The organism is Streptomyces sulfonofaciens, from assembly GCF_014656295.1.
Lineage (GTDB): Bacteria > Actinomycetota > Actinomycetes > Streptomycetales > Streptomycetaceae > Streptomyces > Streptomyces sulfonofaciens.
The window spans coordinates 338,890-365,113 of record NZ_BNCD01000004.1 but is presented as its reverse complement, the minus strand read 5'-3'; the positions used below and the strand labels follow the sequence as shown (position 1 = coordinate 365,113).

General features: G+C 71.6%; 22 protein-coding genes. 2 read left to right on the top strand and 20 right to left on the bottom strand.

Annotated elements, in window-relative coordinates; genetic code table 11:
* Positions 1 to 92 precede the first annotated feature (92 nt).
* The 11 genes from IE313_RS09725 to IE313_RS09675 form a co-directional block, all read right to left on the bottom strand.
* The gene (locus IE313_RS09725) at positions 93 to 935 is read right to left on the bottom strand and encodes a shikimate dehydrogenase (RefSeq protein WP_189930567.1); all 843 of its coding nucleotides are present in this window, start codon (positions 933 to 935) and stop codon (positions 93 to 95) included.
* The gene (mltG, locus tag IE313_RS09720) at positions 913 to 2,829 is read right to left on the bottom strand and encodes an endolytic transglycosylase MltG (RefSeq protein ID WP_189930566.1); all 1,917 of its coding nucleotides are present in this window, start codon (positions 2,827 to 2,829) and stop codon (positions 913 to 915) included. The genes IE313_RS09725 and mltG overlap by 23 nt, the downstream gene beginning before the upstream one ends.
* 124 nt (positions 2,830 to 2,953) lie before the next feature.
* Positions 2,954 to 3,418, bottom strand: a complete 465-nt coding sequence (ruvX, locus tag IE313_RS09715; protein ID WP_189930699.1) for a Holliday junction resolvase RuvX — start codon at positions 3,416 to 3,418, stop codon at positions 2,954 to 2,956.
* 103 nt (positions 3,419 to 3,521) lie between these two features.
* Positions 3,522 to 6,203: an alanine--tRNA ligase gene (gene alaS / locus IE313_RS09710; protein ID WP_189930565.1), complete on the bottom strand. Its 2,682-nt coding sequence runs from the start codon at positions 6,201 to 6,203 to the stop codon at positions 3,522 to 3,524.
* Positions 6,203 to 6,664: a DUF6167 family protein gene (locus tag IE313_RS35060; protein ID WP_229924496.1), complete on the bottom strand. Its 462-nt coding sequence runs from the start codon at positions 6,662 to 6,664 to the stop codon at positions 6,203 to 6,205. Before IE313_RS35060 ends, alaS begins: the two co-directional genes overlap by 1 nt.
* Positions 6,665 to 6,671: 7 nt before the next feature.
* Complete coding sequence (locus tag IE313_RS09700) at positions 6,672 to 7,133, bottom strand: DUF948 domain-containing protein (RefSeq protein WP_189930564.1); 462 nt, start codon at positions 7,131 to 7,133, stop codon at positions 6,672 to 6,674.
* A 346-nt stretch (positions 7,134 to 7,479) separates the two neighbouring features.
* Positions 7,480 to 8,094: a 30S ribosomal protein S4 gene (gene rpsD, locus IE313_RS09695; protein ID WP_189930563.1), complete on the bottom strand. Its 615-nt coding sequence runs from the start codon at positions 8,092 to 8,094 to the stop codon at positions 7,480 to 7,482.
* A gap of 470 nt (positions 8,095 to 8,564) precedes the next feature.
* Positions 8,565 to 9,935, bottom strand: coding sequence for a replication-associated recombination protein A (locus IE313_RS09690; protein ID WP_189930562.1), 1,371 nt, complete (start codon positions 9,933 to 9,935; stop codon positions 8,565 to 8,567).
* A gap of 57 nt (positions 9,936 to 9,992) precedes the next feature.
* Positions 9,993 to 10,649: a vitamin K epoxide reductase family protein gene (locus IE313_RS09685; protein ID WP_189930561.1), complete on the bottom strand. Its 657-nt coding sequence runs from the start codon at positions 10,647 to 10,649 to the stop codon at positions 9,993 to 9,995.
* Positions 10,650 to 10,905: 256 nt separating this feature from the next.
* Positions 10,906 to 12,168 carry a histidine--tRNA ligase gene (gene hisS / locus IE313_RS09680; protein WP_189930560.1) on the bottom strand — a complete coding sequence of 421 codons (1,263 nt, stop codon included), beginning with the start codon at positions 12,166 to 12,168 and terminating at the stop codon, positions 10,906 to 10,908.
* Positions 12,169 to 12,181: 13 nt separating this feature from the next.
* Entirely contained in the window at positions 12,182 to 12,895 is a 714-nt protein-coding gene (locus IE313_RS09675) for an MBL fold metallo-hydrolase (protein ID WP_189930559.1), read from the bottom strand.
* Positions 12,896 to 13,064: 169 nt separating this feature from the next.
* Between IE313_RS09675 and IE313_RS09670 the strand changes: the two genes are divergently transcribed.
* Positions 13,065 to 13,898 (top strand): peptidylprolyl isomerase, encoded by an 834-nt coding sequence (locus tag IE313_RS09670; protein ID WP_189930558.1) that lies wholly within the window; start codon positions 13,065 to 13,067, stop codon positions 13,896 to 13,898.
* A gap of 135 nt (positions 13,899 to 14,033) precedes the next feature.
* Positions 14,034 to 15,263, top strand: a complete 1,230-nt coding sequence (locus IE313_RS09665) for a DUF349 domain-containing protein (RefSeq protein WP_189930557.1) — start codon at positions 14,034 to 14,036, stop codon at positions 15,261 to 15,263.
* 281 nt (positions 15,264 to 15,544) lie between these two features.
* Here IE313_RS09665 and IE313_RS09660 read toward each other — a convergent pair whose 3' ends face one another.
* The 9 genes from IE313_RS09660 to IE313_RS09620 all read right to left on the bottom strand — a co-directional run bounded on the left by IE313_RS09660 (position 15,545) and on the right by IE313_RS09620 (position 26,221).
* Positions 15,545 to 18,184 carry a RelA/SpoT family protein gene (locus IE313_RS09660; protein WP_189930556.1) on the bottom strand — a complete coding sequence of 880 codons (2,640 nt, stop codon included), beginning with the start codon at positions 18,182 to 18,184 and terminating at the stop codon, positions 15,545 to 15,547.
* A 207-nt stretch (positions 18,185 to 18,391) separates the two neighbouring features.
* Positions 18,392 to 18,931 carry an adenine phosphoribosyltransferase gene (locus IE313_RS09655; RefSeq protein WP_189930555.1) on the bottom strand — a complete coding sequence of 180 codons (540 nt, stop codon included), beginning with the start codon at positions 18,929 to 18,931 and terminating at the stop codon, positions 18,392 to 18,394.
* A 38-nt stretch (positions 18,932 to 18,969) separates the two neighbouring features.
* On the bottom strand, positions 18,970 to 20,091 hold the full coding sequence (gene secF, locus IE313_RS09650) for a protein translocase subunit SecF (RefSeq protein WP_189930554.1): 1,122 nt from the start codon (positions 20,089 to 20,091) through the stop codon (positions 18,970 to 18,972).
* Position 20,092: 1 nt separating this feature from the next.
* Positions 20,093 to 21,901: a protein translocase subunit SecD gene (gene secD / locus IE313_RS09645; RefSeq protein ID WP_189930553.1), complete on the bottom strand. Its 1,809-nt coding sequence runs from the start codon at positions 21,899 to 21,901 to the stop codon at positions 20,093 to 20,095.
* Between the two features lie 138 nt (positions 21,902 to 22,039).
* Complete coding sequence (gene yajC, locus IE313_RS09640; RefSeq protein ID WP_189930552.1) at positions 22,040 to 22,630, bottom strand: preprotein translocase subunit YajC; 591 nt, start codon at positions 22,628 to 22,630, stop codon at positions 22,040 to 22,042.
* Between the two features lie 165 nt (positions 22,631 to 22,795).
* Positions 22,796 to 23,908 (bottom strand): Holliday junction branch migration DNA helicase RuvB, encoded by a 1,113-nt coding sequence (ruvB, locus tag IE313_RS09635; protein WP_189930551.1) that lies wholly within the window; start codon positions 23,906 to 23,908, stop codon positions 22,796 to 22,798.
* Positions 23,909 to 24,068: 160 nt separating this feature from the next.
* A complete protein-coding gene (ruvA, locus tag IE313_RS09630; protein WP_189930550.1) occupies positions 24,069 to 24,683 on the bottom strand; it encodes a Holliday junction branch migration protein RuvA in 615 nt (204 codons plus the stop codon).
* Complete coding sequence (gene ruvC, locus IE313_RS09625) at positions 24,683 to 25,300, bottom strand: crossover junction endodeoxyribonuclease RuvC (RefSeq protein WP_229924495.1); 618 nt, start codon at positions 25,298 to 25,300, stop codon at positions 24,683 to 24,685. Before ruvC ends, ruvA begins: the two co-directional genes overlap by 1 nt.
* 168 nt (positions 25,301 to 25,468) lie before the next feature.
* Positions 25,469 to 26,221, bottom strand: a complete 753-nt coding sequence (locus tag IE313_RS09620; protein WP_189930549.1) for a YebC/PmpR family DNA-binding transcriptional regulator — start codon at positions 26,219 to 26,221, stop codon at positions 25,469 to 25,471.
* Positions 26,222 to 26,224: the final 3 nt, after the last annotated feature.

Genomic DNA, 26,224 nt, shown 5'->3' with positions numbered 1-26,224 from the left:
CCTGCCCCGCCTCCCCCCGATCCTGCCACGTCCCCGCGGGTGGAACGCCGCACGGTCCACAGGGCGGGACGCACGGGCGGGCGGCGGCGCGCTCACCGCTGCGTGAGCGCCCGCTCACCCGCCGTCCGCATCGCGTCCAGCGGCGCGGGCGCCCGCCCCGTCATCTGCTCCACCTGGAGCACGGCCTGGTGCACCAGCAGGTCGAGTCCCCCGACCACGGCTCCGCCGCGCGCGGCCCACCGTTCGGCGAGAACGGTGGGCCAGGGGTCGTAGAGCACGTCGAAGAGCGTCCCCACCCGCTCGGGCACCTGTGCGGCCAGTGCGTCCGCGGCGCCGGCCGGGGTGGTGGCGATCACCAGCGGGGCGGCCAGCGCCTCGCCTGCGTCGGACCAGTCGGCGGTGCGGACCGCGAGCCCCAGCCGCTCGCCCCAGCGCCGCATCTCGGCGGCCCTGGCCGCGCTGCGTACGTAGGCGACCACCTCGCCCGTGCAGATCCGGGCGAGTGCGGCCAGGGCGGACGACGCCGTGGCGCCGGCGCCGAGGACGGCGGCGGACTCGACCTTGTCGATGCCGCGCTCCCGCAGTGCGGCGGTCATGCCGGGAACGTCCGTGTTGTCGCCCAGCCTGCGTCCGTCCTCGGTGAAAACGACCGTGTTGACGGCCTCCACCGAGGCGGCGGTGTCCGTGATCTCGTCCAGCAGCGGGATGACGGCGCGCTTGAGCGGCATCGTCAGCGACAGGCCCGCCCACTGCGGCCCGAGTCCCGTCAGGAAGCCGGGCAGCGCGCTCTCGTCCACCTCGAAGCGGTCGTACGTCCAGTTCCCGAGGCCCAGTTCCGCGTAGGCCGCGCGGTGCAGCACCGGCGAGAGCGAATGGGAGATGGGAGAGCCGAGAACGGCCGCCCTGCGGGCGTCAGTTGCTGCCCGAGTGGTCATTGAACTTTTCCTTGAGCCTCTGGAAGTCGGCGTAGGTCCTGGCGAACTCGGTCTTGTTCATACCGTCGGTCGCCACGAAGTAGAACCAGCCGTCGTGCGTGGGATGGAGCGTGGCGGTGAGCGCCTCCGCGCCGGGGTTGCCGATCGGTCCCGGGGTGAGGCCCTTCTGCGTGTAGGTGTTGTACGGGTCGTGGTTGCTGTTGATCTCCGACTCGCTGATGTTGATGTTGCTCTGACCCATCAGGTAGTTGAAGGTCGAGTCGAACTGCAGCAACTGGTTGGTCTGCGTGTTGGTGGGCTTGAGGCGGTTGTAGACGACCTCGGCCATCTTGCGGAAGTCGTCATGGGTCTTGCCCTCGGCCTGGACCAGGCTGGCGACGGTTATCACCTGCCAGGGGCCGTCGAGGTGGAGCCGTTCGGCCTGTGCCTGGAGGTGCTCGGAGTCGTACTTCTGGGTCGCCGCGGAGACCATCCGCTTGAGGACGTCCTGCGGCTTCATGCCCTTGGCCACCGGATAGCTGGAGGGGTAGAGGAAGCCCTCCAGGGGGTCCTTGACGTTCTCGTGGTCCTTCGCCCAGGAGGGCAGGCCGAGGTGATCGACGTCCTCCTCGGCCACGGACTTGGTGGTGCCCGGCTTGAGGCCGAGGCGTTTGTCGAGCTGGTCGTAGACCCAGGCGTTCCGCCGGCCCTCGGCGATGATGAGGTTGTTGCGGCTCTTGGGATCGAGCATCAGCGAGACCGCGCTCTCCGCGGACATCTGCTCCCTGAGCGTGTACACGCCGTCCTGGATGGACTGGCCCTTGGGGTTCTGCTCCTGGGCGTGGACGAACGCGTCGACGCTCTTGACGACGCCCTTCTCCTTGAGGGCCTTGCCGATGGTGTAACCGCCCGCGCCCTTGGGGATCTCGACCGTCACGCTCCGGCCGGTGCCGGCGCCGCTGAAGTCCGGCGGCGGGCCGAAGTGGTTCTCGTAGAACTGGTAGCCGAAGTAGCCGACCCCGGACACCCCGCCGACCAGCACCACGGCCACCACCAGGCAGGCGTAGCCGCTGCGGCGCTTGCGGCCCTTGCCGCCGCGGCCGCGGCGCTCGCCGCGACCTCCCGATCCCCTCCGGCCGCTCCGGCCGCCCGGGTCGAGGTCGTCGTCCTCGTCGTCCTCGTCACCGCCGGCGAAGAAGGCGTGTTCGCCCTGGTCGGGGCCGGGGTCCCAGTCGATGGGCGGCTCGGGGTCCGGCTCGGGCGCCGGGCGCCGCTGCGGTCCCCGTCCCCCGGGGGGCCCCACGGCGGGCGGTACGGGCGGGGGCGGCTCGCCGTACGGATATCCGGCGGGGTCCCCGTACGGGCCGGGCTCCTCGTTCTGGTACCCGTGGGGTTGCTGTCCGTAGGGATCCTCGGGGCCGGCGCCGTACAGGGCCTGTCCCTGTGGCGCCGTGTCCCAGCCGGTCGGGTACTGCTGGCCGTAGCCGGGGTCCTGCTCCTGGCCCGGGTAGCCGCCGTGGTCGCCGTAGGCCTGGCCGGGTACCTGCGGGTGGAACGGCCCGCCCGGCATCTGCGGGTGCCCCTGCTGGTCCGGCACCGGTGCGGGGCCCTGCTGCTGGCCGGGCATCTGCTGGGGGGGCAGGTGCGGGTGGCCGTGCGGCTGCTGCTGGCCGGGGATCAGGTGCTGGCCGGTGCCCCACTGGTCGTAGGGCTGGGGCTGCTGCGGGTGCTGGGGCGCCTGCTGCTGCGGGTAGTACTGCTGCTGGCCTTCGTACGGATACTGCTCCGGGGTCTGATCGCCGTAGGGGGGGTGGCCCGCGGGGGCCTGCTGCTGTCCGTCGTATCCGAGCTCCCCGTACAGCGGGTCCTCCGGATGCCACGGTTCGGAGCCCGGACCCCGTCCATACTCAGTCATCGATCCCCTAGGGCCGCGAGACGTCCCGCTGCCGGGCGCTCGTGGCTCGGCACTGTCCGCCTCTTGTTCTGTGCGTCAGTTGTTCGACCACTGGCACACCGCGCGGAACGTTACCGTATCGCGATCAGACAGCCACTTCGACGCTTTCTCCAGGAGCTTCGCCCGATACCCGCTCGGTCTCCAGGGCGTTCTGGAGGATCACCACGGCCGCGGCCTGGTCGATGACGGACCGGCCCTTCCTGGCCGTGACGCCGGACGCCCGCAGGCCCTGGCCCGCGGTGACCGTGGTCATCCGCTCGTCCACCAACCGTACCGGTACGGGGGCGAGGACACGGGCGAGCTGCTGTGCGAAGGCGCGGACCTTGGCCGCCGCCGGGCCCTCCCCGCCGCTCAGGGAGCGGGGCAGCCCGACGAGGACCTCGATGGGCTCGTACTCCCCGACCAACTGCGCGAGCCTGCGGTGGGCGGCCGGGACATCGCGTCCCGGCACGGTCTCGACCGGAGTGGCGAGGATCCCGTCGGGGTCGCACGAGGCGACCCCGATCCGGGCGTCCCCGACGTCGATCGCGAGGCGCCTGCCACGGCGCATCCCGTCCGCGGTCACGGCGCCACCGCCCTCGGGCCGGGCGCCGCGGCCGCGGTGTCCTGGCGGTGTGCCGTGGATCCGTACCTCGTCATCGCAGGGCTCGCCGTCACGCCGTCTCGGCCACGAGGCGCTCCACCGCGGCGACGGCCTCGCCGATGGCGGACGGGTTCTGGCCGCCGCCCTGGGCGACGTCGGGCTTGCCCCCGCCGCCGCCACCGAGGGTCTTGGCCGCGACGCGGACCAGGTCGCCGGCCTTGAGGCCGCGGGTGCGCGCCGCCTCGTTCGTGGCGATCACGGTCAGCGGGCGGCCGTTCACGACCGAGAACAGCGCCACGACCGCCCCGCGGTCCGAGGAACCGGCCCCGCCCAGCCTGCCGCGCACGTCCAGGACGAGCCTGCGCAGGTCGTCGGCACCGGTGCCGTCGGGGACCCGGCCGGTGACCAGGGCGGTGCCGCGGACGTCCCGGGCGCCTTCGGCCAGTCCCGCGGCGGCCTGCAGGACCTTCTCCGCACGGAACTTCTCGATCTCCTTCTCGGCGTCCTTGAGCCGGGCGAGCATGCCGGAGATCCTCTCCGGCAGCTCCTCCGGACGGCCCTTCAGCAGTTCCTGGAGCTGGGCGACGACCGTGTGCTCCCTGGCGAGGAAGTGGTACGCGTCCACGCCCACCAGGGCCTCGATGCGCCGCACGCCCGAGCCGATGGACGATTCGCCGAGCAGCTTCACCAGACCGAGCTGAGCGGTGTTGTGCACGTGCGTGCCGCCGCACAGCTCCTTGGAGAAGTCACCGATGGTGACGACGCGCACCCGGTCGCCGTACTTCTCGCCGAACTCGGCGATGGCGCCCTGCTGCCTCGCCTCCTCCAGGCCCATGATCTCGGCGCTGACGTCCAGGTCGCGGGCGAGCACCTCGTTGATCTTCTGCTCGACGTCGGTCATCACGCTGCCCGGCACGGCGGACGGCGAGCCGAAGTCGAAGCGGAACCTGCCGGGCTGGTTCTCCGAGCCGGCCTGGGCCGCCGTCGGGCCGAGGGCGTCGCGCAGTGCCTGGTGGGTGAGGTGGGTGGCGGAGTGGGCCCGGGCGATGGCGCGCCGGCGGCCCGTGTCGATCGAGGCCCAGACCGGGGCGCCCACGGTGATCTCGCCGACCTGGACGACGCCCTTGTGGACGTGCACGCCGGGCACCGGCTTCTGAACGTCGTTCACCAGGACGACGGCGCCGCTGTCGAGCTGGAGGCGTCCCGTGTCGCCGATCTGGCCGCCGCCCTCGGCGTAGAACGGGGTGCGGTCGAGGACGACCTCCACCTCGTCGCCCTCGGTGGCGGCGGGCGAGGCCACGCCGTTGGCGAGCAGCCCGACGATGGTGGCCTCGTTCTCGAAGGAGGTGTAGCCGGTGAAGTCGGTGGTGCCGGCGGAGTCGGCGATCGCACGGTAGGCACCGAGATCGGCGTGGCCGGTCTTCTTGGCCCGGGCGTCGGCCTTGGCGCGCTCGCGCTGCTCGGTCATCAGGCGCCGGAAGCCGTCCTCGTCGACGGACAGGCCCTGCTCGGCCGCCATCTCCAGGGTGAGGTCGATGGGGAAGCCCCAGGTGTCGTGGAGCAGGAACGCCTTGTCGCCGGGCAGTTCCCGGGAGCCGGCGGCCTTGGCCTCGGTGACGGCGTTGTCCAGGATGGTGGTGCCGGCCTTGAGGGTGTTCAGGAAGGCGGCCTCCTCGGCCAGGGCCACCGTCTCGATCCGCTTGCGCTCGCTGATCAGCTCCGGGTACTGCTCGCCCATGGTCTTGATGACCGTGTCGACGAGCTCGCCGACGACCGGTCCCGTGGCGCCGAGCAGGCGCATGTTGCGGATGGCGCGGCGCATGATGCGGCGCAGTACGTAGCCGCGGCCCTCGTTGCCGGGTGTGACGCCGTCGCCGATGAGCATCACCGCGGCGCGCATGTGGTCGGAGACGATGCGCAGCGACACGTCGCTGTGCTCCGCCGTGCCGTAGGCGTGGCCCGTGAGCGCGGTGGCCTTGTCGATCACGGCACGGGAGGTGTCGATCTCGTACAGGTTCTCCACGCCCTGGAGGATCATGGCGAGGCGTTCGAGGCCGAGACCGGTGTCGATGTTCTTGCTGGGCAGGTCGCCCAGGATCTCGAAGTCCTCCTTGCCGATGCCCTCACCGCGCATGTACTGCATGAAGACCAGGTTCCAGATCTCCACGTAGCGCTCGTCGTTGACGGCGGGGCCGCCCTCGGCGCCGAACTCGGGGCCGCGGTCGTAGTTGATCTCGGAGCAGGGGCCGCAGGGGCCCGGTACGCCCATGGACCAGAAGTTGTCCTTCTTGCCGAGGCGCTGGATCCGCTCGGCCGGGACGCCGATGACCTCCCGCCAGATCCGCTCCGCCTCGTCGTCGTCCAGGTAGACCGTGATCCACAGCCGCTCGGGGTCCAGGCCGTAGCCCCCCTTGTCCTGGGGCAGGGTCAGGAGCTCCCAGGCGTGCTTGATGGCGCCTTCCTTGAAGTAGTCCCCGAACGAGAAGTTGCCGCACATCTGGAAGAACGTGCCGTGCCGGGTGGTCTTGCCGACCTCTTCGATGTCCGGGGTGCGCACGCACTTCTGCACGCTGGTGGCACGCGGGGCGGGCGGGGTGGCCTCGCCGAGGAAGTACGGCTTGAAGGGCACCATGCCCGCGGGGACCAGCAGCAGGGTCGGGTCGTCCGCGATCAGCGACGCCGACGGCACGACCTTGTGCCCGCGCTCTTCGAAGAAGCGCAGCCAGCGGCGGCGGATTTCAGCCGACTCCATCAGTGGTCCTCATTCCGGTCGTGCGAATACGCCGTGTGCTCGGTCCGGGCGGCGTATCCGGAGCTTGAATCGTGTGGTGGGTGGTCGAGGGGGCGGGCGGTGCCGCCGTCGGGCGCGCGCTCCTGGGCGGGCGCGGCCTGGGCGGGCGCGGCCTTGCCGGCGGGGCCGAGGGCGGGGCGGCGCCGGGCCGACGGCAGTGCCGGGGCTGCCGGGACGCGGGTGCTGCCGCGGTCGGGGCCCGGCAGGCCGAGGGCCTCGCCGAGCTCCGCCTCGCGCTGGGCCATGCCGGCGCGGACGTCCAGTGCGAAGTCCTTCAGGCGGTGGCCCGCGTCGAGGGCCCTGTGCGCGGCCTGGGCCGCGAGGCTGTCCGGGGTCAGCTTCCTGAGCTTGCGGTTGACCTTGGTGGTGGCCCAGACACCGGCAGCGGCACCGGCGGTGAACCAGAACGTACGGCGGAACATCGCAGCGTCAGTCCTTCTTCCGCTTTCCTCGTCGTCCCCATCTCGCTGACGGCACGGTCCGCCCCACGATCACGGTGCGCCGGGGGGACTCTGTCCCGGCGGCCGCCGCAGCGGGCTGCTCGGCGTTCTTGCGGCCGAGTGCCCGGCGCACTCCGTAGCCGAAGGCCGCGACCTTGACGAGGGGGCCGCCGAAGGTGGAGGCGACGGTCGTGGAGAGCGCCGAGGCGTTCGAGGTGACCTCCTGGACGTCGGTCGCGATGGCGTCGACCCGGTCGAGCTGGGTCTGTGCCGAGCGCACCGCCGCGGAGGCGTCGGCGAGCAGCGGTACGGCCTGCTCGGTCACCTCGGAGACGAGCCTGGTGGTCGCCCTGAGCGTCTGGGCCAGCCTCACCAGCGCCACGGCGAGGAACGACACCAGGATCGCCCAGAAGACCGCCACCAGGATCCCGGCCACCTCTCCACCGGACACGCAGCACCGCTCCCTGAACATCGCGCTGACATCGGGGACCCGCCCTCGCAGGTCGTCTCCCGAGCCTATCGCGCCGGGAAGGGCGTTCCGCACCGGTTAACGAGGCCCTCGGGGCGGGCGGTACGGCCGGATCCGGTCGCGGCGCCCGGGGGCAGCGGTGTCCTCGGGGCGCGAGCCGGGAGCACCCAGCCCCTTGCGGGCGAGTCGGCGGTTCCGGTCCCGCGGGAGGCGGCGGGAGGGCGGTGGCGTGCGCCCGGGGACGCGCGGGCCCGCCGCCCTCCCTGCCGGTCGAAGACGGCGGGAGGGCGGCGGGCCGGTGCGCCGGGGGCGCGGAGGTCCGTCCGCGTCAGCGGGCGTAGTACTCGACGACGAGCTGCTCGTCGCAGATGACCGGGATCTCCTTGCGGTTCGGGTCGCGGTCCAGGCGGAACGCCAGCGCCTTCAGGTTGACCTGGAGGTAGCGCGGGGTCTCGCCCTCGGGCGCGAAACCGCCCTCACGGGCGACCTGGAAGAGCGACTTCTCGCGGGAGCGCTCGCGCACCGTGACGACGTCGTCCGGGCGGACCCGGTAGGACGGCTTGTCGACCTTGCGGCCGTTGACCTCGATGTGGCCGTGCACGACCATCTGGCGGGACTGGTAGATGGTCCGGGCGATGCCGGAGCGCAGCACCAGGGCGTCCAGGCGCCGCTCGAGCTCGATGATCAGGGCCTCACCGGTCTTGCCCTGGACCTTGCTGGCGCGCTCGTAGGCGCGGACGAGCTGGCGCTCGGAGACGTCGTACTGCGCGCGCAGCCGCTGCTTCTCCAGCAGCCGGACCTTGTAGTCCGAGTTCTGCTTGCGGCCGCGGCCGTGCTCACCCGGCGGGTAGGGGCGTGCCTCGAAGTACTTCACGGCCTTCGGGGTCAGCGCGATGCCGAGAGCACGCGACTTCTTGACCTTGGGGCGGGACTGGTTCGCCACGAACCGAACCTCTCTCATCTTCAGCGATATCGGCTTCACCAGGGTTAGGGGAGGTCGCATCCGCAGCCCGGGAATCCCCGCGGGGCGGCGGTGGTCGCCGGTCCCGTGGGGCAGCCGCTTCCCTGGTCTGGGCACATACGTGCAGCACGCGAGTGGCCCACCGACCCCTCGCCTGACGGGTGGTGGGCTGCCCGCGACACCGTTCGCCGGTGCGCGACGCTCCTGGAGCACTCCGCCCGGGGGCGGGGCTCCGGCTGACTGTCCCGCTCTGGTGAGCCGACCTGGGGCCGGACACGGGACGCAGCGCTTCGGGGCAGTCTACCGGGTCCGCGAAGGTGCTCGGGACCGCGGCGGAAGTGCGGCGGGACCGCGGCGATGCCCAGAGTCGCGGCGAAGGTGCCCGGCGCCGCGGCGGTCGGGGCGGGGCCCGGAGCACGGCGGGGCCCCGGGCGGCCCGCCACGCGCCGCGCTCAGCGCTCCTTGTGGCTCTGCTGCTCTCCCGCCAGCCGCTCGCGGACCCGCTCGACCAGGTCCGCGTAGCGCGCCTCCGCGCCGTAGCGCGTGGGGTGGTAGTACCGCTTGTCCTTGATCGCGTCCGGGGCGTACTGCTGGGCCGCGACGGCGCCGGGTATGTCGTGCGGATAGACGTAGCCCTGGGCGTGGCCGAGCTTCGCGGCGCCCTTGTAGTGCCCGTCGCGCAGATGGAGCGGGACCGGGCCGGCCAGGCCCCCTCGGACGTCCTCCATGGCCGCGCCGATGGCCAGGGTCGCGGCGTTGGACTTGGGTGCGAGGGCCAGCGCGATGGTGGCGTGGCTGAGGGTCAGCGCGGCCTCCGGGAAGCCGATCATCGCGACGGCCTGGGCGGCGGCCACCGCGGTCGGCAGCGCCGTGGGGTCGGCGAGGCCGATGTCCTCGCTGGCCGAGATCATCAGCCGCCGGGCGATGAACCGCGGGTCCTCGCCCGCCTCGATCATCCGGGCCAGGTAGTGCAGCGCCGCGTCCACGTCCGAGCCGCGGATGGACTTGATGAGCGCGCTGGCGACGTCGTAGTGCTGGTCGCCGTCCCGGTCGTAGGTGACCGCGGCGCGGTTGACCGACTCCTCCAGGGTCTGGAGCGTGATCTCCTCCTCCCCCTTCGCCAGCGCGGCCCCGGCGCCGGCCTCCAGCGCGGTGAGGCCGCGGCGGGCGTCACCGCCGGCGATGCGCAGCAGGTGGGCGGCGCTGTCGTCGGGCAGGCCCACTGCTCCGCCGAGCCCGCGCTCCTCGGTCAGCGCGCGCTGCACCAGAGCGCTGATGTCGTCGTCGGTGAGGGGCTCCAGGGTGAGCAGGAGCGAGCGGGAGAGCAGCGGGGAGATCACCGAGAAGTACGGGTTCTCGGTGGTCGCGGCGATCAGGGTGACCCAGCGGTTCTCGACGGCGGGCAGCAGGGAGTCCTGCTGGGCCTTGCTGAAGCGGTGGATCTCGTCCAGGAAGAGGACGGTCTCCTTACCGAAGCCGCCGGTGGCGCGGCGGGCGCCGTCGATCACCGCACGTACTTCCTTGACGCCCGCCGTGATCGCCGAGAGCTCCACGAAACGCTTGTTGGTGGCACGGGAGACGACGTAGGCCAGGGTGGTCTTGCCGGTGCCGGGCGGCCCCCAGAGGATCACCGACGAAGGCCCCGCGGGCCCACCGCTGCCCTCGCCGACCAGGCGGCGCAGCGGGGACCCCGGCTTCAGCAGGTGCTGCTGCCCGACGACCTCGTCGAGGGTGCGCGGGCGCATCCTGACGGCCAGCGGGCTGCCTGCCGGGTCCTTCTCCTGACGGTCCTCTGCGGCGGCGGTGAACAGATCGGGCTCCACGCCCCGCAGCCTATGCCACCTCGGCCACCCACCCGGCCACCCGGGAGGAGGACCAGGTCAGCTCGTCCAGAAGTCCCACCAGCGGGTGAGCACCATCATGCCGATGACGCCGATGTGCAGCACCGGGACGACCCAGGTGAACTCGCCGAGGAAGCTCCGCAGCCAACGGGGCGCGGGAAGGAAGCCGCTGCGGACGTTGAAGGACGTCACGTACCAGAACAGGGTGATCGTGGCGACCCAGGCCAGGGAGCACCACAGGCACAGGGCGTTGATCCGGTAGAGCGACTGGAACTGCAGCCAGGTGCAGAACCCGACCCCGAAGAGCGTCCCCGCGTTGAAGGTGAGCCAGTACCAGCGGGGGAATCGGGCGCCGGCCAGCAGGCTCATGCCGACGCATATCACGATCGCGTAGGCCGCGAGGCCGAGCATCGGGTTGGGGAAGCCGAAGGCCGCGGCCTGCTTGCTCTCCATCACGCTGCCGCAGGACACCACGGGGTTGAGGCTGCAGGCGGGGGTGAACGTGTGACCGCTGACCTTGGCTTCAAGGATCTTGAACTTGTCGAGCGTGATGACCCAGCTCGCGAGCAGACCGGCCGCTCCGGTGATCACCAGTAGCAGGGCGAGGGCCCGGCTGCCGCCGAGGCTGCGCGAGGTCTCCGCGCGGTCCTGGCCCGGGGAGGCATCGCCCCTGACTGTCGTCGTCGTCTTGGTCATCACGCCGTTCCGTCGCTAGGAGTGGGGAACCTGGCCGCAGTCATTGTGCCGTACGAGGGCACCTCTCCACCGTGGCTTGTGGATAAGTACGTGTGCGCGACCGCGTCCGCTCAGGAGGGAAGGCGACCGCCCGGCGGGAAGCGCACCCCCGGGAGGGGGAGCGGTTCCACCCGGGCGTGCGGCGAGCCGGGGCACGCGGGCCGAACGGCAGCCGCGTGCCCGGTGCACGGCCGTCTTCGGGCCGCGGTTCCCGTGCTCAGCCGAGCAGGCGCCGCAGCTCGTCCACGACCGCCGCCAGGGCGACGGGCCGCTGCTCGCCGGACTCCATCTCCTTCAGTTGCACCACGCCCTCGGCGAGATCGCGCTCCCCCGCGACGAGCGCAAAGCGCGCACCCGACCGGTTGGCCGCCTTCATCGCGCCCTTGAGGCCCCGGCCTCCGAACGCGAAGTCGGCCGCGACACCGGCCTTGCGCAACTCGGTGACCTTGGCGAACAGCTCCCGCCTGGCCTCCTCGCCGAGCGGCACCGCGAAGACGCTGGTGGCCGCGGGGATGTCGAGTGCGACGCCCTCGGCCCTAAGGGCGAGCACCGTGCGGTCGACGCCCAGCGCCCAGCCGACGGACGGCAGCGCGGGCCCGCCGAGCATCTCGGAGAGGCCGTCGTAGCGCCCGCCGCCGCCGACCGCGGACTGCGAGCCGAGTCCGTCGTGCACGAACTCGAAGGTGGTGCGGGTGTAGTAGTCGAGGCCGCGGACGAGCCGGGGGTCGTCCTCGTAGCCGACGCCCGCCGCGCCGATCAGCTCGCGCACCTGCTCGTGGTAGGCCTTGCACCCGTCGCACAGGTAGTCGCGCAGCAGCGGCGCGGCCGCGAGCTGCTCCTGCACCTCCGGGCGCTTGTCGTCGAGGACGCGCAGCGGGTTGATGTCGATGCGGCGCCGTGTGTCCTCGTCCAGGTCGAGGCGGCGCAGGAAGTCCTGGAGGGCCGCGCGGTAGGCGGGCCGGCACTCCTTGTCGCCGAGGGAGTTCAGCAGGATGCGGAAGTCGCGCAGTCCCAGGCTCCGGTAGGCCTGGTCGGCCAGGATGATCAGCTCGGCGTCGAGCGCGGGGTCCTCGGCGCCGATGGCCTCGGCGCCGACCTGCGAGAAGTGGCGGTAGCGGCCCTTCTGGGGGCGCTCGTAGCGGTAGTACGAGCCCGAGTACCAGAGCTTGACCGGCAGGTTGCCCGCCTTGTGGAGGTTGGCCTCCAGGGCGGCGCGGAGCACGGAGGCGGTGCCCTCGGGGCGCAGGGCGAGCCGGTCGCCGCCCTTCGTCTCGAAGGCGTACATCTCCTTGGTGACGATGTCGGTGGACTCGCCGACACCGCGGGCGAACAGCTCGACGTGCTCGAACCCGGGCGTCTCGATGTAACCGTAGCCGGAGTTCCGCAGCGGCGCGGCGATGGCCTCGCGCACGGCGAGGTAGGCGGCGGAGTCCGGCGGAAGCAGGTCGTAGGTGCCCTTGGGGGCCTTGAAGGTGCTCACGGGTTCTGGGTCGTCACATTCCTCGTCGGGGAGCGGCGCTCGGTGCCGCTCCCGGGCCGGCGGCCACCTGCCGCAGATACGGGTTGGTGGCGCGCTCCCGGCCGATGGTCGTCTGGGGACCGTGCCCCGACAGCACCACGGTCGAGTCGTCGAGCGGAAGGCACACACGGGCCAGGGACTCGATGATCTCATCGTGGCTGCCGCCGGGCAGGTCGGTGCGTCCGATGGAGCCGGCGAACAGCAGGTCGCCCGAGAAGAGGACCGGCGGGACGTCCGCGGCCTCGGGCATCCGGAAGGTCACCGACCCCTTGGTATGGCCGGGCGCGTGGGCGACCGTGAAGTCCACTCCGGCCAGGGTCAGCCGGGTGCCGTCGGCCAGCTCCCGGACGTCGTCCGGCTCGCCCACCGTGAGCCCGCCCATCAGCGGCGCGCCCAGGGAGTGGCCGAGGGCCTTCTCCGGGTCGCTCATCATGTAGCGGTCCTCGGGGTGGATCCAGGCGGGCACGCCATGGGCGCCGCAGACCGGTACGACCGAGGCGACGTGGTCGATGTGGCCGTGGGTCAGGATGACGGCGACGGGCTTGAGCCGGTGCTTCTCCACGGCAGCCTCGACGCCCTCGGCGGCCTCCAGGCCGGGGTCGATGATCACGCACTCCTCGCCTGCGGCGGGGGCGACCAGGTAGCAGTTGGTGCCCCAGGCCCCGGCGGGGAACCCGGCAATGAGCACGATCGTCCTTCGCTTCTCGTCGTGTGGGACGCCGCGGCACGCCCCGTGGGCCGGGGCCGCGGCAGACTCAGAGCCTACCGGCGCTGCCGTTTACACAGCGAACCCATATACGGTACGGGCACACGAACGAACACGGTCGGCTATTCGAGACGTACGAGGAGAGACACCGGTGGTCAGCAGCGATCAGCGGCGGCGGCAGCTCGCCCGGGAGAAGTTCTTGCGGCAGCAGCAGCGGCGGGAGTCCGCCCGGCGCAAGGCACGCAGGCGCAACGCGGCGATCGCCGCGGGGGTCGTGGTGGTCGTGGCCATCGGCGCGGGCGCCTGGGCGACGGACGGCTTCGACAGCGGTTCGAAGGACACCGCGAACGCCGAGCCGAGCGCCCCCCCGACGCCGAGCAAGGCGCCCGACCCGTGCGACAAGCCCGCAAAGGGCAAGGTGGCGAACCTCAGCTACAAGAAGGAGCCGGCCCTCACCATCGACAAGTCGGCGACCTACACGCTGAATCTCCAGACCACCTGCGGTGACATGCCGATCACCATGGAGGCGTCGAAGGCCCCGCACACGGTCAATTCCTTCGACTTCCTCGCCAACAAGGGCTACTTCGACCACACGAAGTGTCACCGGCTCACCACGTCCGGTATCTACGTCCTGCAGTGCGGCGATCCGAAGGGCACCGGCGCGGGCGGCCCCGGCTACACGCTCCCCGACGAGAACCTCAAGGACAAGCGCCTGAAGGGGAACGTCTACCCGGCCGGCACCGTGGCGATGGCCAACCAGTACAACCCGCAGACGAAGCAGGGCAAGAACACCGGCGGAAGCCAGTTCTTCCTCGTCTACCAGGACAGCCAGTTGCCGCCCTACTACACACCGTTCGGCACCCTTTCCAAGGACGCCATGAAGGTCCTGACGAAAATCGCCAAGGCCGGCGAGAACACGGGCCAGGGCGACGGCGCGCCGAATGCCACGGTGGTCATCAACAAGGCGACGGTACGGAAATCCTGAGTGCCAACTGCGAAATTTCGGTCGCGCTGGATGCGGACAGCCGCCCCGCGGTTCGCCTAGATTGGCCGTGACGAAACTGTGGAAGATGCCGGGGGGCCGTCAGGGCCTTGGCGCGCATCATGTGGAGGAGGCGCTGTGAGCAGCGACCCGTGGGGCCGCGTCGACGAGACGGGGACCGTGTACGTGCGTACGGCCGACGGCGAGCAGGTCGTCGGTTCCTGGCAGGCGGGCTCCCCTCAGGAGGCGCTGGCCTATTTCGAGCGCAAGTATGAGGGCCTGGTTGTGGAGATCGGCCTCCTCGAACGCCGGGTGCGGACGACCGACCTGTCGGCCAAGGACGCCCAGGCGGCCATCGGCCATCTCCGCGAGCAGGTGGACGCCCACCACGCGGTGGGTGACCTGGAAGCCCTGCGGGCCCGTCTCGACAAGCTGACCGAGTCGGTCGAGGCGCGCCGTGAGGAGCGCAAGGCGCAGCGTGCCCGGCAGTCCGACGAGGCCCGGCAGGCCAAGGAGACGCTGGTCGCCGAGGCCGAGGAGCTGGCTCAGAGCGAGCAGTGGCGGGCCGCGGGTGAGCGGCTGCGTGCCCTGGTCGACACCTGGAAGGGCCTGCCGCGGCTCGACCGCAAGTCCGACGACGAACTGTGGCACCGGTTCTCGCACGCGCGGTCGGCCTTCTCCAAGCGGCGCAAGGCGCACTTCGCCTCCTTGGACGCGCAGCGGGAGGACGCCCGCAAGCTCAAGGAGCGGCTGGTCGCCGAGGCCGAGTCGCTGTCGGACTCGACGGACTGGGGTGCCACGGCAGCCCGTTACCGCGAGCTGATGGCGGACTGGAAGGCGGCGGGCCGCGCCCAGCGCGAGCACGAGGACGACCTGTGGAACCGGTTCCGCGGCGCCCAGGACGTCTTCTTCGCGGCACGCAGTGCCGTCTTCGCGGAGCGGGACGCCGAGCAGGCGGAGAACCTCAAGCTCAAGGAGGAGCTCGCCGAGGAGGCCGAGCGCCTGGTGCCGGTCGGCGACCTGAAGGCGGCACGGGCGGCCTTCCGCTCGATCAACGAGCGCTGGGAGGCCATCGGGCACGTGCCGCGGGACGCCCGGGCGAAGGTGGAGGGCCGGATGCACGCGGTGGAGCGGGCCCTGCAGGAGTCCGAGGACGCCGAGTGGCGGCGCACCAACCCGGAGGCACGCGCACGGGCCGAGGGGCTGACCGGTCAGCTCCAGGCCGCCGTCGACAAGCTGCGCGGCCAGATCGACACGGCACGGGCCGCCGGCAACACCGCGAGGGCCGACAAGCTCCAGCAGGAGCTCGACGGGCGGCAGGCGCTGCTCGACCAGGCGCTCAAGGGGTTGCAGGAGTTCGGGGGCTAATCCCTGGGCCGGTCGCACCGGGCGGTCCCGGCCCGGTGGCCCGCCGCGGCTGTCCCGGCTGCGGCGCCCCGTCGTACGGTGCGGGGCCCGTGCGTCGGCAAACCGTCGGCCGGTGGGCCGGATCCGGGCAGGGTCCGGCCGGGCGCCCACCGCCCTCGGGCATGGCTCCGTGCGGCCCCCGTGCGGGGCCGCCCGCCCGGTCCCCCGGCCCCCGTCCCCACGCCCACCGGCCATGGGCTGCGTCCCCCGGAGGCCGGCCGGCCTCCGGGAGCGCCTGGTTCTCAGGGCCTGCGCGCCGAGGTCACCCGGTACACGTCGTAGACACCCTCCACGCCCCGTACGGCCTTCAGAACGTGCCCCAGGTGCTTGGGGTCGCCCATCTCGAAGGTGAACCGGGAGGTGGCCACCCGGTCCCGGGAGGTCTGGACGGCCGCCGAGAGGATGTTCACGTGCTGGTCGGACAGCACTCGGGTGACGTCGGAGAGCAGCCGGGAGCGGTCCAGGGCCTCGACCTGGATGGCGACCAGGAACACCGACGACTGGGTGGGCGCCCATTCGACGTCGAGGATGCGCTCGGGCTGCTTGGAGAGCGATTCGACGTTCACGCAGTCGGCGCGGTGCACCGAGACGCCGTTGCCCCGGGTCACGAAGCCGATGATCGGGTCGCCGGGGACGGGCGTGCAGCAGCGGGCCAGCTTGACCCAGACGTCGTCGACGCCCTTGACCACGACCCCGGGGTCGTTCGAGCGGCGCTTGCGGCCTCGGCCGCGTGAGGGAGGCGCGCCCTCGGCGATGTCCTCGTTGGCCGCGTCCTCGCCGCCCACGGCCTGGACGAGCTTGTGGACGACGTTCTGCGCGGCCACATGGCCCTCGCCGATCGCCGCGTAGAGCGCGGAGATGTCCGGGTAGCGCATCTCGTGCGCCAGGGTGACCAGTGAGTCGCCGGTGAGGATGCGCTGGATCGGCAGGTTCTGCTTGCGCATCGCACGGGCGATGGCGTCCTTGCCCTGCTCTATGGCCTCCTCGCGGCGCTCCTTGGAGAACCAGGCACGGATCTTGTTTCTGGCCCGCGGTGACTTGACGAAGCTCAGCCAGTCGCGGGACGGTCCCGCGCCGGCGGCCTTGGAGGTGAAGACCTCCACCAGGTCGCCGTTGTCCAGGGTGGACTCCAGCGGGACGAGCCGGCCGTTGACGCGCGCTCCTATGGTGCGGTGGCCCACCTCGGTGTGCACCGCGTACGCGAAGTCGACGGGGGTGGCGCCCGCGGGGAGCGCTATGACGTCCCCCTTCGGGGTGAAGACGAAGACCTCGTTGCGGGAGAGGTCGAAGCGCAGGGACTCCAGGAACTCGCTCGGGTCCTCGGTCTCCTTCTGCCAGTCCAGCAACTGGCGCAGCCACGCCATGTCGTTGACGGCGTCGGCGTCGCGCCCCGCGCGGCCGGTCCTGCCGGCGCGCCCGGAGCTCTTCGGCGCGTCTGTGCGCACCTTGGACGCGCCGGCCACCGCCTCCTGCTTGTACTTCCAGTGCGCGGCGATGCCGTACTCGGCCCTGCGGTGCATGTCGAAGGTGCGGATCTGCAGTTCGACGGGCTTGCCGTTCGGCCCGATGACCGTGGTGTGCAGGGACTGGTACATGTTGAACTTGGGCATCGCGATGTAGTCCTTGAACCGGCCGGGGACCGGGTTCCATCGCGCGTGTACCGTGCCCAGCGCCGCGTAGCAGTCGCGGACCGTGTCGACCAGGACGCGGATGCCCACCAGGTCGTAGATCTCCGCGAAGTCCCGGCCGCGGACGATCATCTTCTGGTAGACGCTGTAGTAGTGCTTCGGGCGGCCGGTGACGGTGGCCTTGATGCGCGCGGCGCGCAGGTCGGTCTGCACCTCGTCGGTCACTATGGCCAGGTATTCGTCCCGCTTCGGGGCCCGCTCGGCGACCAGCCGGACGATTTCGTCGTACATCTTGGGATAGAGGATGGCGAAGGCCAGGTCCTCCAGCTCCCACTTGATGGTGTTCATGCCCAGCCGGTGGGCGAGCGGAGCGTAGATCTCCAGCGTCTCGCGGGCCTTCTTCTCCTGCTTCTCGCGCTTCAGGTAGCGCATCGTGCGCATGTTGTGCAGGCGGTCGGCAAGCTTGATCACCAGGACGCGCGGATCCTTGGCCATGGCGACGACCATCTTGCGCACCGTCTCGGCCTGGGCGGCCTCGCCGAACTTGACCTTGTCCAGCTTGGTGACGCCGTCCACGAGCAGCGCCACCTGCTCGCCGAAGTCGCGGCGAAGGGTGTCGAGGCCGTACTCGGTGTCCTCGACCGTGTCGTGCAGGAGGCCGGCCATCAGGGTCGCCGGGTCCATGCCGAGCTCGGCGAGGATCGTGGTCACGGCGAGCGGATGGGTGATGTACGGATCGCCGCTCTTGCGCTTCTGGCCGCGGTGCCAGCGCTCGGCGACCTGGTAGGCGCGCTCGACCTGGCGGAGCGTGGCCGTCTCGATCTTGGGATCGTTGCTGCGCACTATCCGCAGCAGCGGCTCCAGGACGGGGTTGTAGGGGTTCGAGCGCTGCACACCCAGGCGAGCGAGCCGGGCGCGCACCCGGTTCGACGAGCCGGAGCGCGGAGGCTGGCCCGTGGCGGGGCGTACGGCGGGCGTGGCGCTGGGCGGACGGCCCTGGGCGGTCGCGGGACGGGCGGAGCCCGCGCCGGCGCCCGCGCGGGCGGCTGGAGCGGCGCCCGGGGGCCCCGAGGCGGGCTGCTGCGGCCGCTCTGCGGGGGGCACGGGGCGCGACTGGTCCGCCATCCGGTCCCCGGGTGCCTGCTGTCCGTGTGACGTGTGCGACATATGGCGAGCGGGGGCGGATGCGGACGCGGCTGCCCGGTCGGCCTGCTGATCGGGCGCGGCGGCAAGTGGCTTGGCCTCGTCTGGCAAGGGCGCTCCTCGTGCGCGCGGTCCGGGTCCACCAGTCGGGTCCCGGGTAGCCCATGGTAGCCATCCCGGGCCGTTGGCTCGTCTTCGGCCATGGAACCGGCCCATGGCCGAAAACACCGACGGCGGGCTCCGGATTCCTCCGGAGCCCGCCAGGGGTGGTACACGGGGGCGGTTCGCGCCCGCGTGCAAGGGGCGCTACCGCGCCCGTCAGAGCGTGATGAGCGCCTCCAGCGGGGCACCCGCGAGCGTGGGCTCCAGACGGGCACGACCACCGAGGAAGCCCAGCTCCATCAGTATCGCGACGCCCGCGACCTCGGCCCCGGCACGCCGTATGAGCTGGAGAGACGCTTCGGCCGTGCCACCGGTCGCCAGCACATCGTCGATGATCATCACCCGGTCGCCCTCGGACAGGTCCTCGGCGTGCACCTCGATCTCGGCGGAGCCGTACTCGAGGTCATACGACTGGCCCAGGGTGGCACCGGGCAGCTTGCCCGCCTTGCGCACCGGGACGAACCCCAGGCCCGCCCGGACCGCGACGGGCGCCCCCAGGATGAACCCGCGGGCTTCCAGACCGACGACCTTGGTCGCACCGTGACGCACGGTGATCTCCGAGAGCGCGTCCGTGAGCGCCACGAAGGCCGCGGGGTCGGCCAGGAGCGGGGTGATGTCCTTGAACATCACGCCGGGCTCCGGGTAGTCCGGAACGTCCCTGATACGGCTGAGCAGCAGCTCTCGAACGTCGGTCATGGTGGCTTCCCCCGTCTCGGGTCGTATCTCCGTCTCGCTCATCGGCGCTTTCCAGAGGGGCGGCCGCGGCCCCGGTTGCGGGACGCGGGCTGGACGCGCTGCCCGACGACCGCGGGCGTGGCGTCCTCCGGCTCCATGTCCTCGGGCTCGTCGTCCTCGGGAACGGCCGCCGGGAGCGGCTCGCCCTTGGCGGCCGCGGCGGCTCGCCTGGCGAGCACCCGCTTCTTCAGCATCTTCATCTGCTGCTCGCGCTCCTTGAGATCGGTGACGAGCGGGGTGGCGATGAAGATCGACGAGTAGGCGCCGGCGGCGAGGCCGACGAACAGCGACAGGGAGATGTCGTTCAGCATGCCGGCGCCGAGCAGGCCACCGCCGATGAACAGCAGGCCGGCGACCGGGAGCAGGGCGACCACCGTGGTGTTGATGGAGCGCACCAGGGTGCTGTTGATCGACCGGTTGGCGATCTCGCTGTACGTCCAGCGGTTCTGCTTGACGATGTCCTTCGAGCCCTCCTTGAGGCTGTCGAAGACGACGACCGTGTCGTAGAGCGAGTAACCGAGGATGGTCAGCAGGCCGATGACCGTACCGGGCGAGACCTCGAAGCCGACGAGCGCGTAGACACCGACCGTGATGGTGATGTCGTGGATGAGCGCGACCAGGGCTGCCAGGGCCATCCGCCATTCGAAGGCGATCGCCAGGTAGATCACGACGAGCACCATGAAGACGCCGAGGCCGGTCCACGCCTTGTTGGCGATGGTCTCGCCCCAGCTCGGACCGACCAGGTCGGCGTTGATGGCGTCCGAGTCGACCTTGAGGTCGGTGGCCAGCTTCTCCTTGATCTGGTCGGACTTGCCGGTGTCGACGCCGCTGACCTGGATGCGCAGACCGCCGGTGCCGAGCTGCTGGACGACCGCGTCCTTGCCCGAGGCCTGCTCCGCCGCGTGCTCCGCGCTGGACACCGAGACGCTGGTCTTCGGGGTCGTGAAGACGGCGCCGCCCTGGAAGTCGATGCTCATGTTGAGCCCGCGCACCACCAGGCCGACGAAGGCGGTGATGGTGATCAGGATGGAGACGCTGTACCAGATCTTCCGCTTGGCGATGAAGTCGTAGCCGACCTCACCGCGGTGCAGCCGGGCGCCGAGGGTGCCGAGTCGGGACATGTCACGCCTCCTTCGGGTCGACGGGGGCGCTCGCGCGGCGGGAGCGGCGCAGGGGTGGTCTCACGCCGAGCCGCTTGGGATCGAGGCCCGACCAGGAGTGGCCGCTCGCGAAGAACTTCCTGCGGGCCAGGAGGGTCATCAGCGGCTTGGTGAAGAGGAACACGACGACCACGTCGAGGACGGTGGTCAGTCCGAGCGTGAACGCGAAGCCCTGCACCTTGCCGACGGTGACGATGAACAGCACGGCCGCGGCGAGGAACGACACGAAGTCGGAGACCAGGATGGTGCGCCGGGCGCGCGGCCAGGCCCGCTCCACGGCCGGTCGCAGGGTGCGGCCCTCGCGGATCCCGTCCCTGATGCGTTCGAAGAACACGATGAACGAGTCGGCCGTGATGCCGATGGCGACGATGGCACCGCAGACCGCGGGGAGGTTGAGCGCGAAGCCGATGGTCGGGCCGAGCAGCGCCATGATCGTGTAGGTCAGGGCCGCGGAGACCAGCAGCGAGGCGATGGCGATCGAGGACAGCCCGCGGTAGTAGAAGACCAGGTAGAGCACGACCAGGGCGAGTCCGATGGCGCCTGCGATCAGACCCGCGTGGAGCTGCTCGCCGCCGAGGGCCGGGGAGACCGTGGTGACGCTCTGCTCCTCGAAGGAGAGCGGCAGCGCGCCGTAGGAGAGCATGTTGGACAGGTCCTGGGCGGACTGCTGGTTGAAGTTGCCGGAGATCTCGGCGTTGCCGCCGGTCAGCGCCTCGCGGACGTAGGGGTCGGAGACCACCTCGCCGTCCAGGACGATGGCGAACTGGTTCTGCGGCGACTGCTTCTTGGCGAGGTCACCGGTGATGTCGGCGAACTTCTTGGTGCCCTTGCCGGTGAACTGCATCGTGACCTGCCAGCCCGACGCGCCCTGGGTGTCGTAGACCGCCTGGGCCTTGCTCACGTCGGTGCCGGCGACGGCGGCGGGCCCGAGGACGTACTTCTGCCAGTTGCCCTGGGAGTCCTTGCCACAGGCGACCGTGGGGTCGTCCGGCTTGGCGGCGGCCTCGCTGGTCTTGGCGCGCACGGCGGCGTCGGTGCAGTCCAGGCTCTCGAACTTGGACTGCAGCGCCGCGGTGGCCGCGTCGCCGGCCGCGCCGCTGGCGGACGGGCTGGGCGGCGCCGAGGAATCCTTGCCGCTGCCGGAGGATGCCTTGCCCGTCGAGGACGGCGTCGGGTCGGCCTTGAGGGCCTGGGAGAGGGCCCTGCCCTGCGGGGGCGCGGAGTCGCTCGGGGTGGAGCCTCCGGAGGAGGTCGCCTGCTGCCCGCTGTCGCCCTTGGCCTTGCCGGAGGACGCGCTGCTACCGGCGCTGGGGCTGTCGCTGGCGCCCGCCGAGGGGCTGGCGGACTGCTTGGGCGCGGGGGCGCCGCTGGCCAGGGTCAGCACCGGGCGGAAGAAGAGCTGAGCGGTGGTGCCCACCTGCTCACGGGCCTGCTTGGAGTTGGTGCCGCGGGGGATGTTGACGATGATGTTGTCACTGCCCTGCGTCTGCACCTCGGCCTCGCTGACGCCGAGGCCGTTGACACGGCGCTCGATGATGCTGACGGCCGTGTTCATGTTGGTCTTGTTGACCGCGTTCTTCTGGCCCGGTGTGTTCTTCGCCTTGAGCGTGATGCTCGTACCACCGGCGAGGTCGATACCCAGACGGGGCTTCGTGTCCCCGGACAGGAACATTCCCCCGGTGAGCGCGACGAGCGCGACCAGGATGAGGACCAGGGCACGGCCCGGTTTACCCGAGGCGCTCGTCCGCCGGCCTCTTGTGGGTGCTGCCACCTTCTCGTTCTCCCTCTCCGACCGCCCGGCGCAGGGAGCGCACGGGCAGCCATGACATGGTGTCGAGATACCGCGCGAAGTACGCACGGTCCTGGGACAGCGGCGCCCGAGCGAATGCTCCGCGGTCCCCGGCCGCGGCTACTTCGCTTCGGACTCGCCGTCGGTCTTCTTCGGCTCCGCGTCGTCCGCCCCGGCGTCGACCTTGGTGGCGTCCTTGGCCTCGGCGGCGTCGCCTGCCGCGGCCTTCTCGTCGGCGTCGCGGGCGTCGCCCTCACCGGACGCGGTGGTCTTGGCGGGCCCTGCCGGCTTCTCGCCGGCCGTGTCCCGCTTGCCGAGGTCGACGGGTGAGCCGTCCGAGGAGTCGGCGGTCTCGTCGGTTTCTTCGGTCTCGGTGAGGGAGGACGCGTCGTCCGGCACGATCGGGGTGTCCAGGTCGATGGCGTCCCCTGCGCCGTGCACGATGCGGTTGTACTCCTCGTCGTCCAGGACGGCTCCGATGGCGTTCTTCGCGAAGATCGCGTGGGTGCCGGCGTCGACTTCCAGGAGGACCGTCTCCTCGTGGACCTCCTTGACGGTGGCGTACATGCCGCCGATCGTGCGGACGCCGGAACCGGGCTGCATGTGGTCCCGCATCTGCGCCGCCTGCGACTGCTTGCGCTTGGCGGACCTGGTCATCAGGAACATGGCCCCGATGAGCACGATGAACGGGAGGAGGGTCACGAGACTCACGGGAGGGAACTTCCTTCATACGGCCGCACAGGACTGGACGGCCAGGGTCGGGGGTGGTCGTCGCCGCCCGCAAAGGCGGCATCGGCGGAGTCTAGGCGAGTCCGCACCGATGGAACAACGCTCAGCATGGCACCGCAGTTCCTGACGTGGCGACCACCCGCGCCGTCACGTTCCGAACAAGTGTTGTTGGCCACTTCCGCCCGGCCCGGCCCCGGCGGCGGGAGGCGGCGTCAGGCCGAGGTGGGCCCAGGCTGCGGGGGTGGCGATCCGGCCTCGTGGCGTGCGGGCGAGCAGACCCTCCCGGACCAGGAAGGGCTCGGCCACCTCCTCCACCGTCTCCCGCTCCTCCCCCACGGCCACGGAGAGTGTGGAAAGGCCCACGGGTCCGCCGCCGAACAGTTTGAGCAGTGCCTCCAGCACGGCGCGGTCGAGCCGGTCGAGACCGCGTGTGTCGACCTCGTACACGCCGAGGGCGGCTGCGGCCACCTCACGGGTGATCACTCCGTCCGCCTTGACCTGGGCGTAGTCGCGCACCCGGCGCAGCAGGCGGTTGGCGATCCGTGGCGTGCCCCGGGACCGGCCGGCGATCTCGGCGGCGCCCTCGGCCTCGATGTGCACGTCGAGCAGGTGTGCGGAGCGGCGGATGACCCGCTCCAGCTCGGTGGGCTCGTAGAACTCCATGTGCGCCGTGAAGCCGAAGCGGTCGCGCAACGGGGGCGGCAGCAGGCCGGCCCGGGTGGTGGCGCCCACCAGGGTGAACGGCGGCAGGTCGAGCGGGATCGCGGTGGCGCCGGGGCCCTTGCCGACGATGACGTCGACGCGGAAGTCCTCCATGGCCATGTAGAGCATCTCCTCGGCGGGCCGCGACATGCGGTGGATCTCGTCGAGGAAGAGCACCTCGCCCTCCTGCAGCGAGGAGAGGATCGCGGCCAGGTCGCCGGCGTGCTGGATGGCGGGACCGCTGGTGATGCGGATCGGGGCGGCCATCTCGGCAGCGATGATCATCGAGAGGGTGGTCTTGCCGAGGCCGGGGGCGCCGGAGAGCAGGACGTGGTCGGCGGTGGCGCCGCGCGCGCGTGCGGCGCGCAGCACCAGGTCGAGCTGTTCGCGGACCTTCTCCTGGCCGATGAACTCGTCGAGGTCCTTGGGGCGCAGTGCGGCCTCGACGGCCTGGTCCTCGCCGTCGGCGAGCGAGCCGACGAGGCGGTCCTCCGTGTCGGACGCTGCGGGGGTGCCGGGCGCGGAGGGCGCGCCGCGGGTGGTGTCGTCCCAGTTCATGCGGTGTGCCTCGCGGTGTCGTACGGGTCGGCGGGGGCGGCCGTCGGGGGTTCGGGCGCGGGTGCCGGGTGTCCGGGGGCGCGCCGACGCGTGGGCGCGGGCGCATGCGGTGGCGTGTTTCCGCCGGGGTGCCCTGGCATGCGTGAGCGGCGCGGCCGGGTCATCGGGTGCGGTTCAGGGTCTGCAGGGCGGCCTTCAGCAGCGGGCCCACCTGGGGTGTCGCTCCGGCGGCCTCCGCCTGGGGGGTCACCGCGGCGACGGCCTCGTCCGCTTCGCGGGTGGCGTAGCCGAGGCCGATGAGCGCGGCGTGCAACTGGTCGCGCCAGCCGGCGGCGGCCGGTGCGCCGGTGCGCGTGCCGGTGCCGGTGCCGAGGGGTTCGCCCAGGCGGTCCTTCAGTTCCAGCAGCAGCTTCTGGGCGCCCTTCTTGCCGATCCCGGGGACGGCGGTGAGGGCCTTCTCGTCCCCGGTGGCCACGGCCCTGCGCAGTGTGTCGGGGCGGTGCACGGCGAGCATGGCCTGCGCCAGGCGCGGTCCGACGCCGCTTGCGGTCTGCAACAGCTCGAAGACCTGACGCTCGTCGTCGTCGGCGAAGCCGTACAGGGTCAGGGAGTCCTCGCGGACGACGAGCGAGGTGGCGAGCCTGGCGTCGGCGCCGACACGCAGCGTGGAGAGGGTGTCCGGGGTGCACTGGACGGCGATGCCGATGCCGCCGACCTCCACCACGGCGGCGTCCGGGGCGAGCGCGGCGACGGGGCCGCTGACGAAGGCGATCATCAGGGGGCCTTTCGTGGGGAGCTGGCCGGCGCGGGCGGCTCCCCGGCCGGCCGGCGCACCGCGGGCGCGGCGGGGATGTGCGCGCCGGGCGCGGCAGGGCGGGCGGAGCGGGCCCGGGCGTGCGCCTGCTGGAGGCGGTGCACGGCGGGAGCACGCCAGATGTGGCAGATGGCGAGCGCGAGGGCGTCGGCCGCGTCGGCGGGCCTGGGGGGCGCGGCCAGCCGTAGCAGGCGTGTGACCATGGCGGTGACCTGGGCCTTGTCGGCGCGGCCGCTGCCGGTGACGGCGGCCTTGACCTCGCTGGGGGTGTGCAGCGCCACCGGCAGACCGCGGCGCGCGGCGCAGAGGACGGCGACGGCGCTGGCCTGGGCGGTGCCCATGACCGTGCGCACATTGTGCTGGCTGAAGACGCGCTCCACGGCGACGAACTCGGGCCGGTGCTCGTCGAGCCACTGCTCTATGCCCTGTTCGATGGCGAGCAGGCGGTGGCCCGTCTCCGCGTCCGCGGGGGTGCGCACGACACCGACGCCGACCATGGTGAGCCTGCGTCCCGCGACTCCGTCGACCACGCCGACGCCGCACCGCGTCAGACCCGGGTCCACGCCCAGCACGCGCATCGGCCCTCCCCTCGCCTCGCTCCACGCCCTGTCGGACCTGTCCCCGGCACGCTATCGGCTGCCACTGACAGCGCGGCCGACACGGCCGGCGAGCGCCCAGTACAACGGGCCGACGGGGGTGTCCCGCCGGCCCGTGGCGTACCGCGGCCCTCGTCGAGCGGGCCCCGGTCAGGCGTCTACCTTCTCCATGATCTCGTCCGAGACGTCGAAGTTGGCGAAGACGTTCTGCACGTCGTCGCTGTCCTCCAGGGCGTCGATCAGCTTGAAGATCTTCCTGGCGCCCTCCTCGTCCAGCTCGACCTGCATGGTCGGGACGAAGTTGGCGTCGGCCGAGTCGTAGTCGATGCCGGCCTCCTGGAGGGAGGTGCGCACGGCGATCAGGTCGGACGCCTCGCTGAGCACCTCGAAGGACTCGCCCAGGTCGTTGACCTCCTCGGCGCCCGCGTCGAGGACCGCGCCGAGCACGTCGTCCTCGGAGAGCTCGCCCTTGGGGACGATCACGACGCCCTTGCGGTTGAAGAGGTACGAGACGGAGCCGGGGTCGGCCATCGAGCCGCCGTTGCGCGTCATCGCCACGCGGACGTCGGACGCCGCGCGGTTGCGGTTGTCGGTGAGGCACTCGACCAGCACCGCGACGCCGTTCGGCCCGTATCCCTCGTACATGATCGTCTCGTAGTCGGCGCCGCCGGCTTCCAGACCCGCGCCGCGCTTGACCGCGGAGTCGATGTTCTTGTTCGGGACGGACTGCTTCTTGGCCTTCTGGATGGCGTCGTACAGCGTGGGGTTGCCGTCCGGGTCGGCACCCCCCATCCGCGCGGCGACCTCGATGTTCTTGATGAGCTTCGCGAAGAGCTTGCCGCGCTTGGCGTCGATCACGGCCTTCTTGTGCTTCGTCGTGGCCCATTTAGAGTGGCCGGACATCTG

Excerpts from the sequence above, each read along its gene's own strand:
- IE313_RS09725 (WP_189930567.1), bottom strand. The coding sequence starts at position 935 with ATGACCACTCGGGCAGCAACTGACGCCCGCAGGGCGGCCGTTCTCGGC.
- secF (WP_189930554.1), bottom strand. The coding sequence starts at position 20,091 with ATGTCCCGACTCGGCACCCTCGGCGCCCGGCTGCACCGCGGTGAGGTC.
- alaS (WP_189930565.1), bottom strand. The coding sequence starts at position 6,203 with ATGGAGTCGGCTGAAATCCGCCGCCGCTGGCTGCGCTTCTTCGAAGAG.
- ruvA (WP_189930550.1), bottom strand. The coding sequence starts at position 24,683 with ATGATCGCCTTCGTCAGCGGCCCCGTCGCCGCGCTCGCCCCGGACGCC.
- ruvC (WP_229924495.1), bottom strand. The coding sequence starts at position 25,300 with ATGCGCGTGCTGGGCGTGGACCCGGGTCTGACGCGGTGCGGCGTCGGC.
- IE313_RS09685 (WP_189930561.1), bottom strand. The coding sequence starts at position 10,649 with ATGACCAAGACGACGACGACAGTCAGGGGCGATGCCTCCCCGGGCCAG.
- IE313_RS35060 (WP_229924496.1), bottom strand. The coding sequence starts at position 6,664 with ATGTTCCGCCGTACGTTCTGGTTCACCGCCGGTGCCGCTGCCGGTGTC.
- ruvB (WP_189930551.1), bottom strand. The coding sequence starts at position 23,908 with ATGAACTGGGACGACACCACCCGCGGCGCGCCCTCCGCGCCCGGCACC.
- IE313_RS09620 (WP_189930549.1), bottom strand. The coding sequence starts at position 26,221 with ATGTCCGGCCACTCTAAATGGGCCACGACGAAGCACAAGAAGGCCGTG.
- mltG (WP_189930566.1), bottom strand. The coding sequence starts at position 2,829 with ATGACTGAGTATGGACGGGGTCCGGGCTCCGAACCGTGGCATCCGGAG.
- ruvX (WP_189930699.1), bottom strand. The coding sequence starts at position 3,418 with ATGCGCCGTGGCAGGCGCCTCGCGATCGACGTCGGGGACGCCCGGATC.
- IE313_RS09655 (WP_189930555.1), bottom strand. The coding sequence starts at position 18,931 with ATGACCGACGTTCGAGAGCTGCTGCTCAGCCGTATCAGGGACGTTCCG.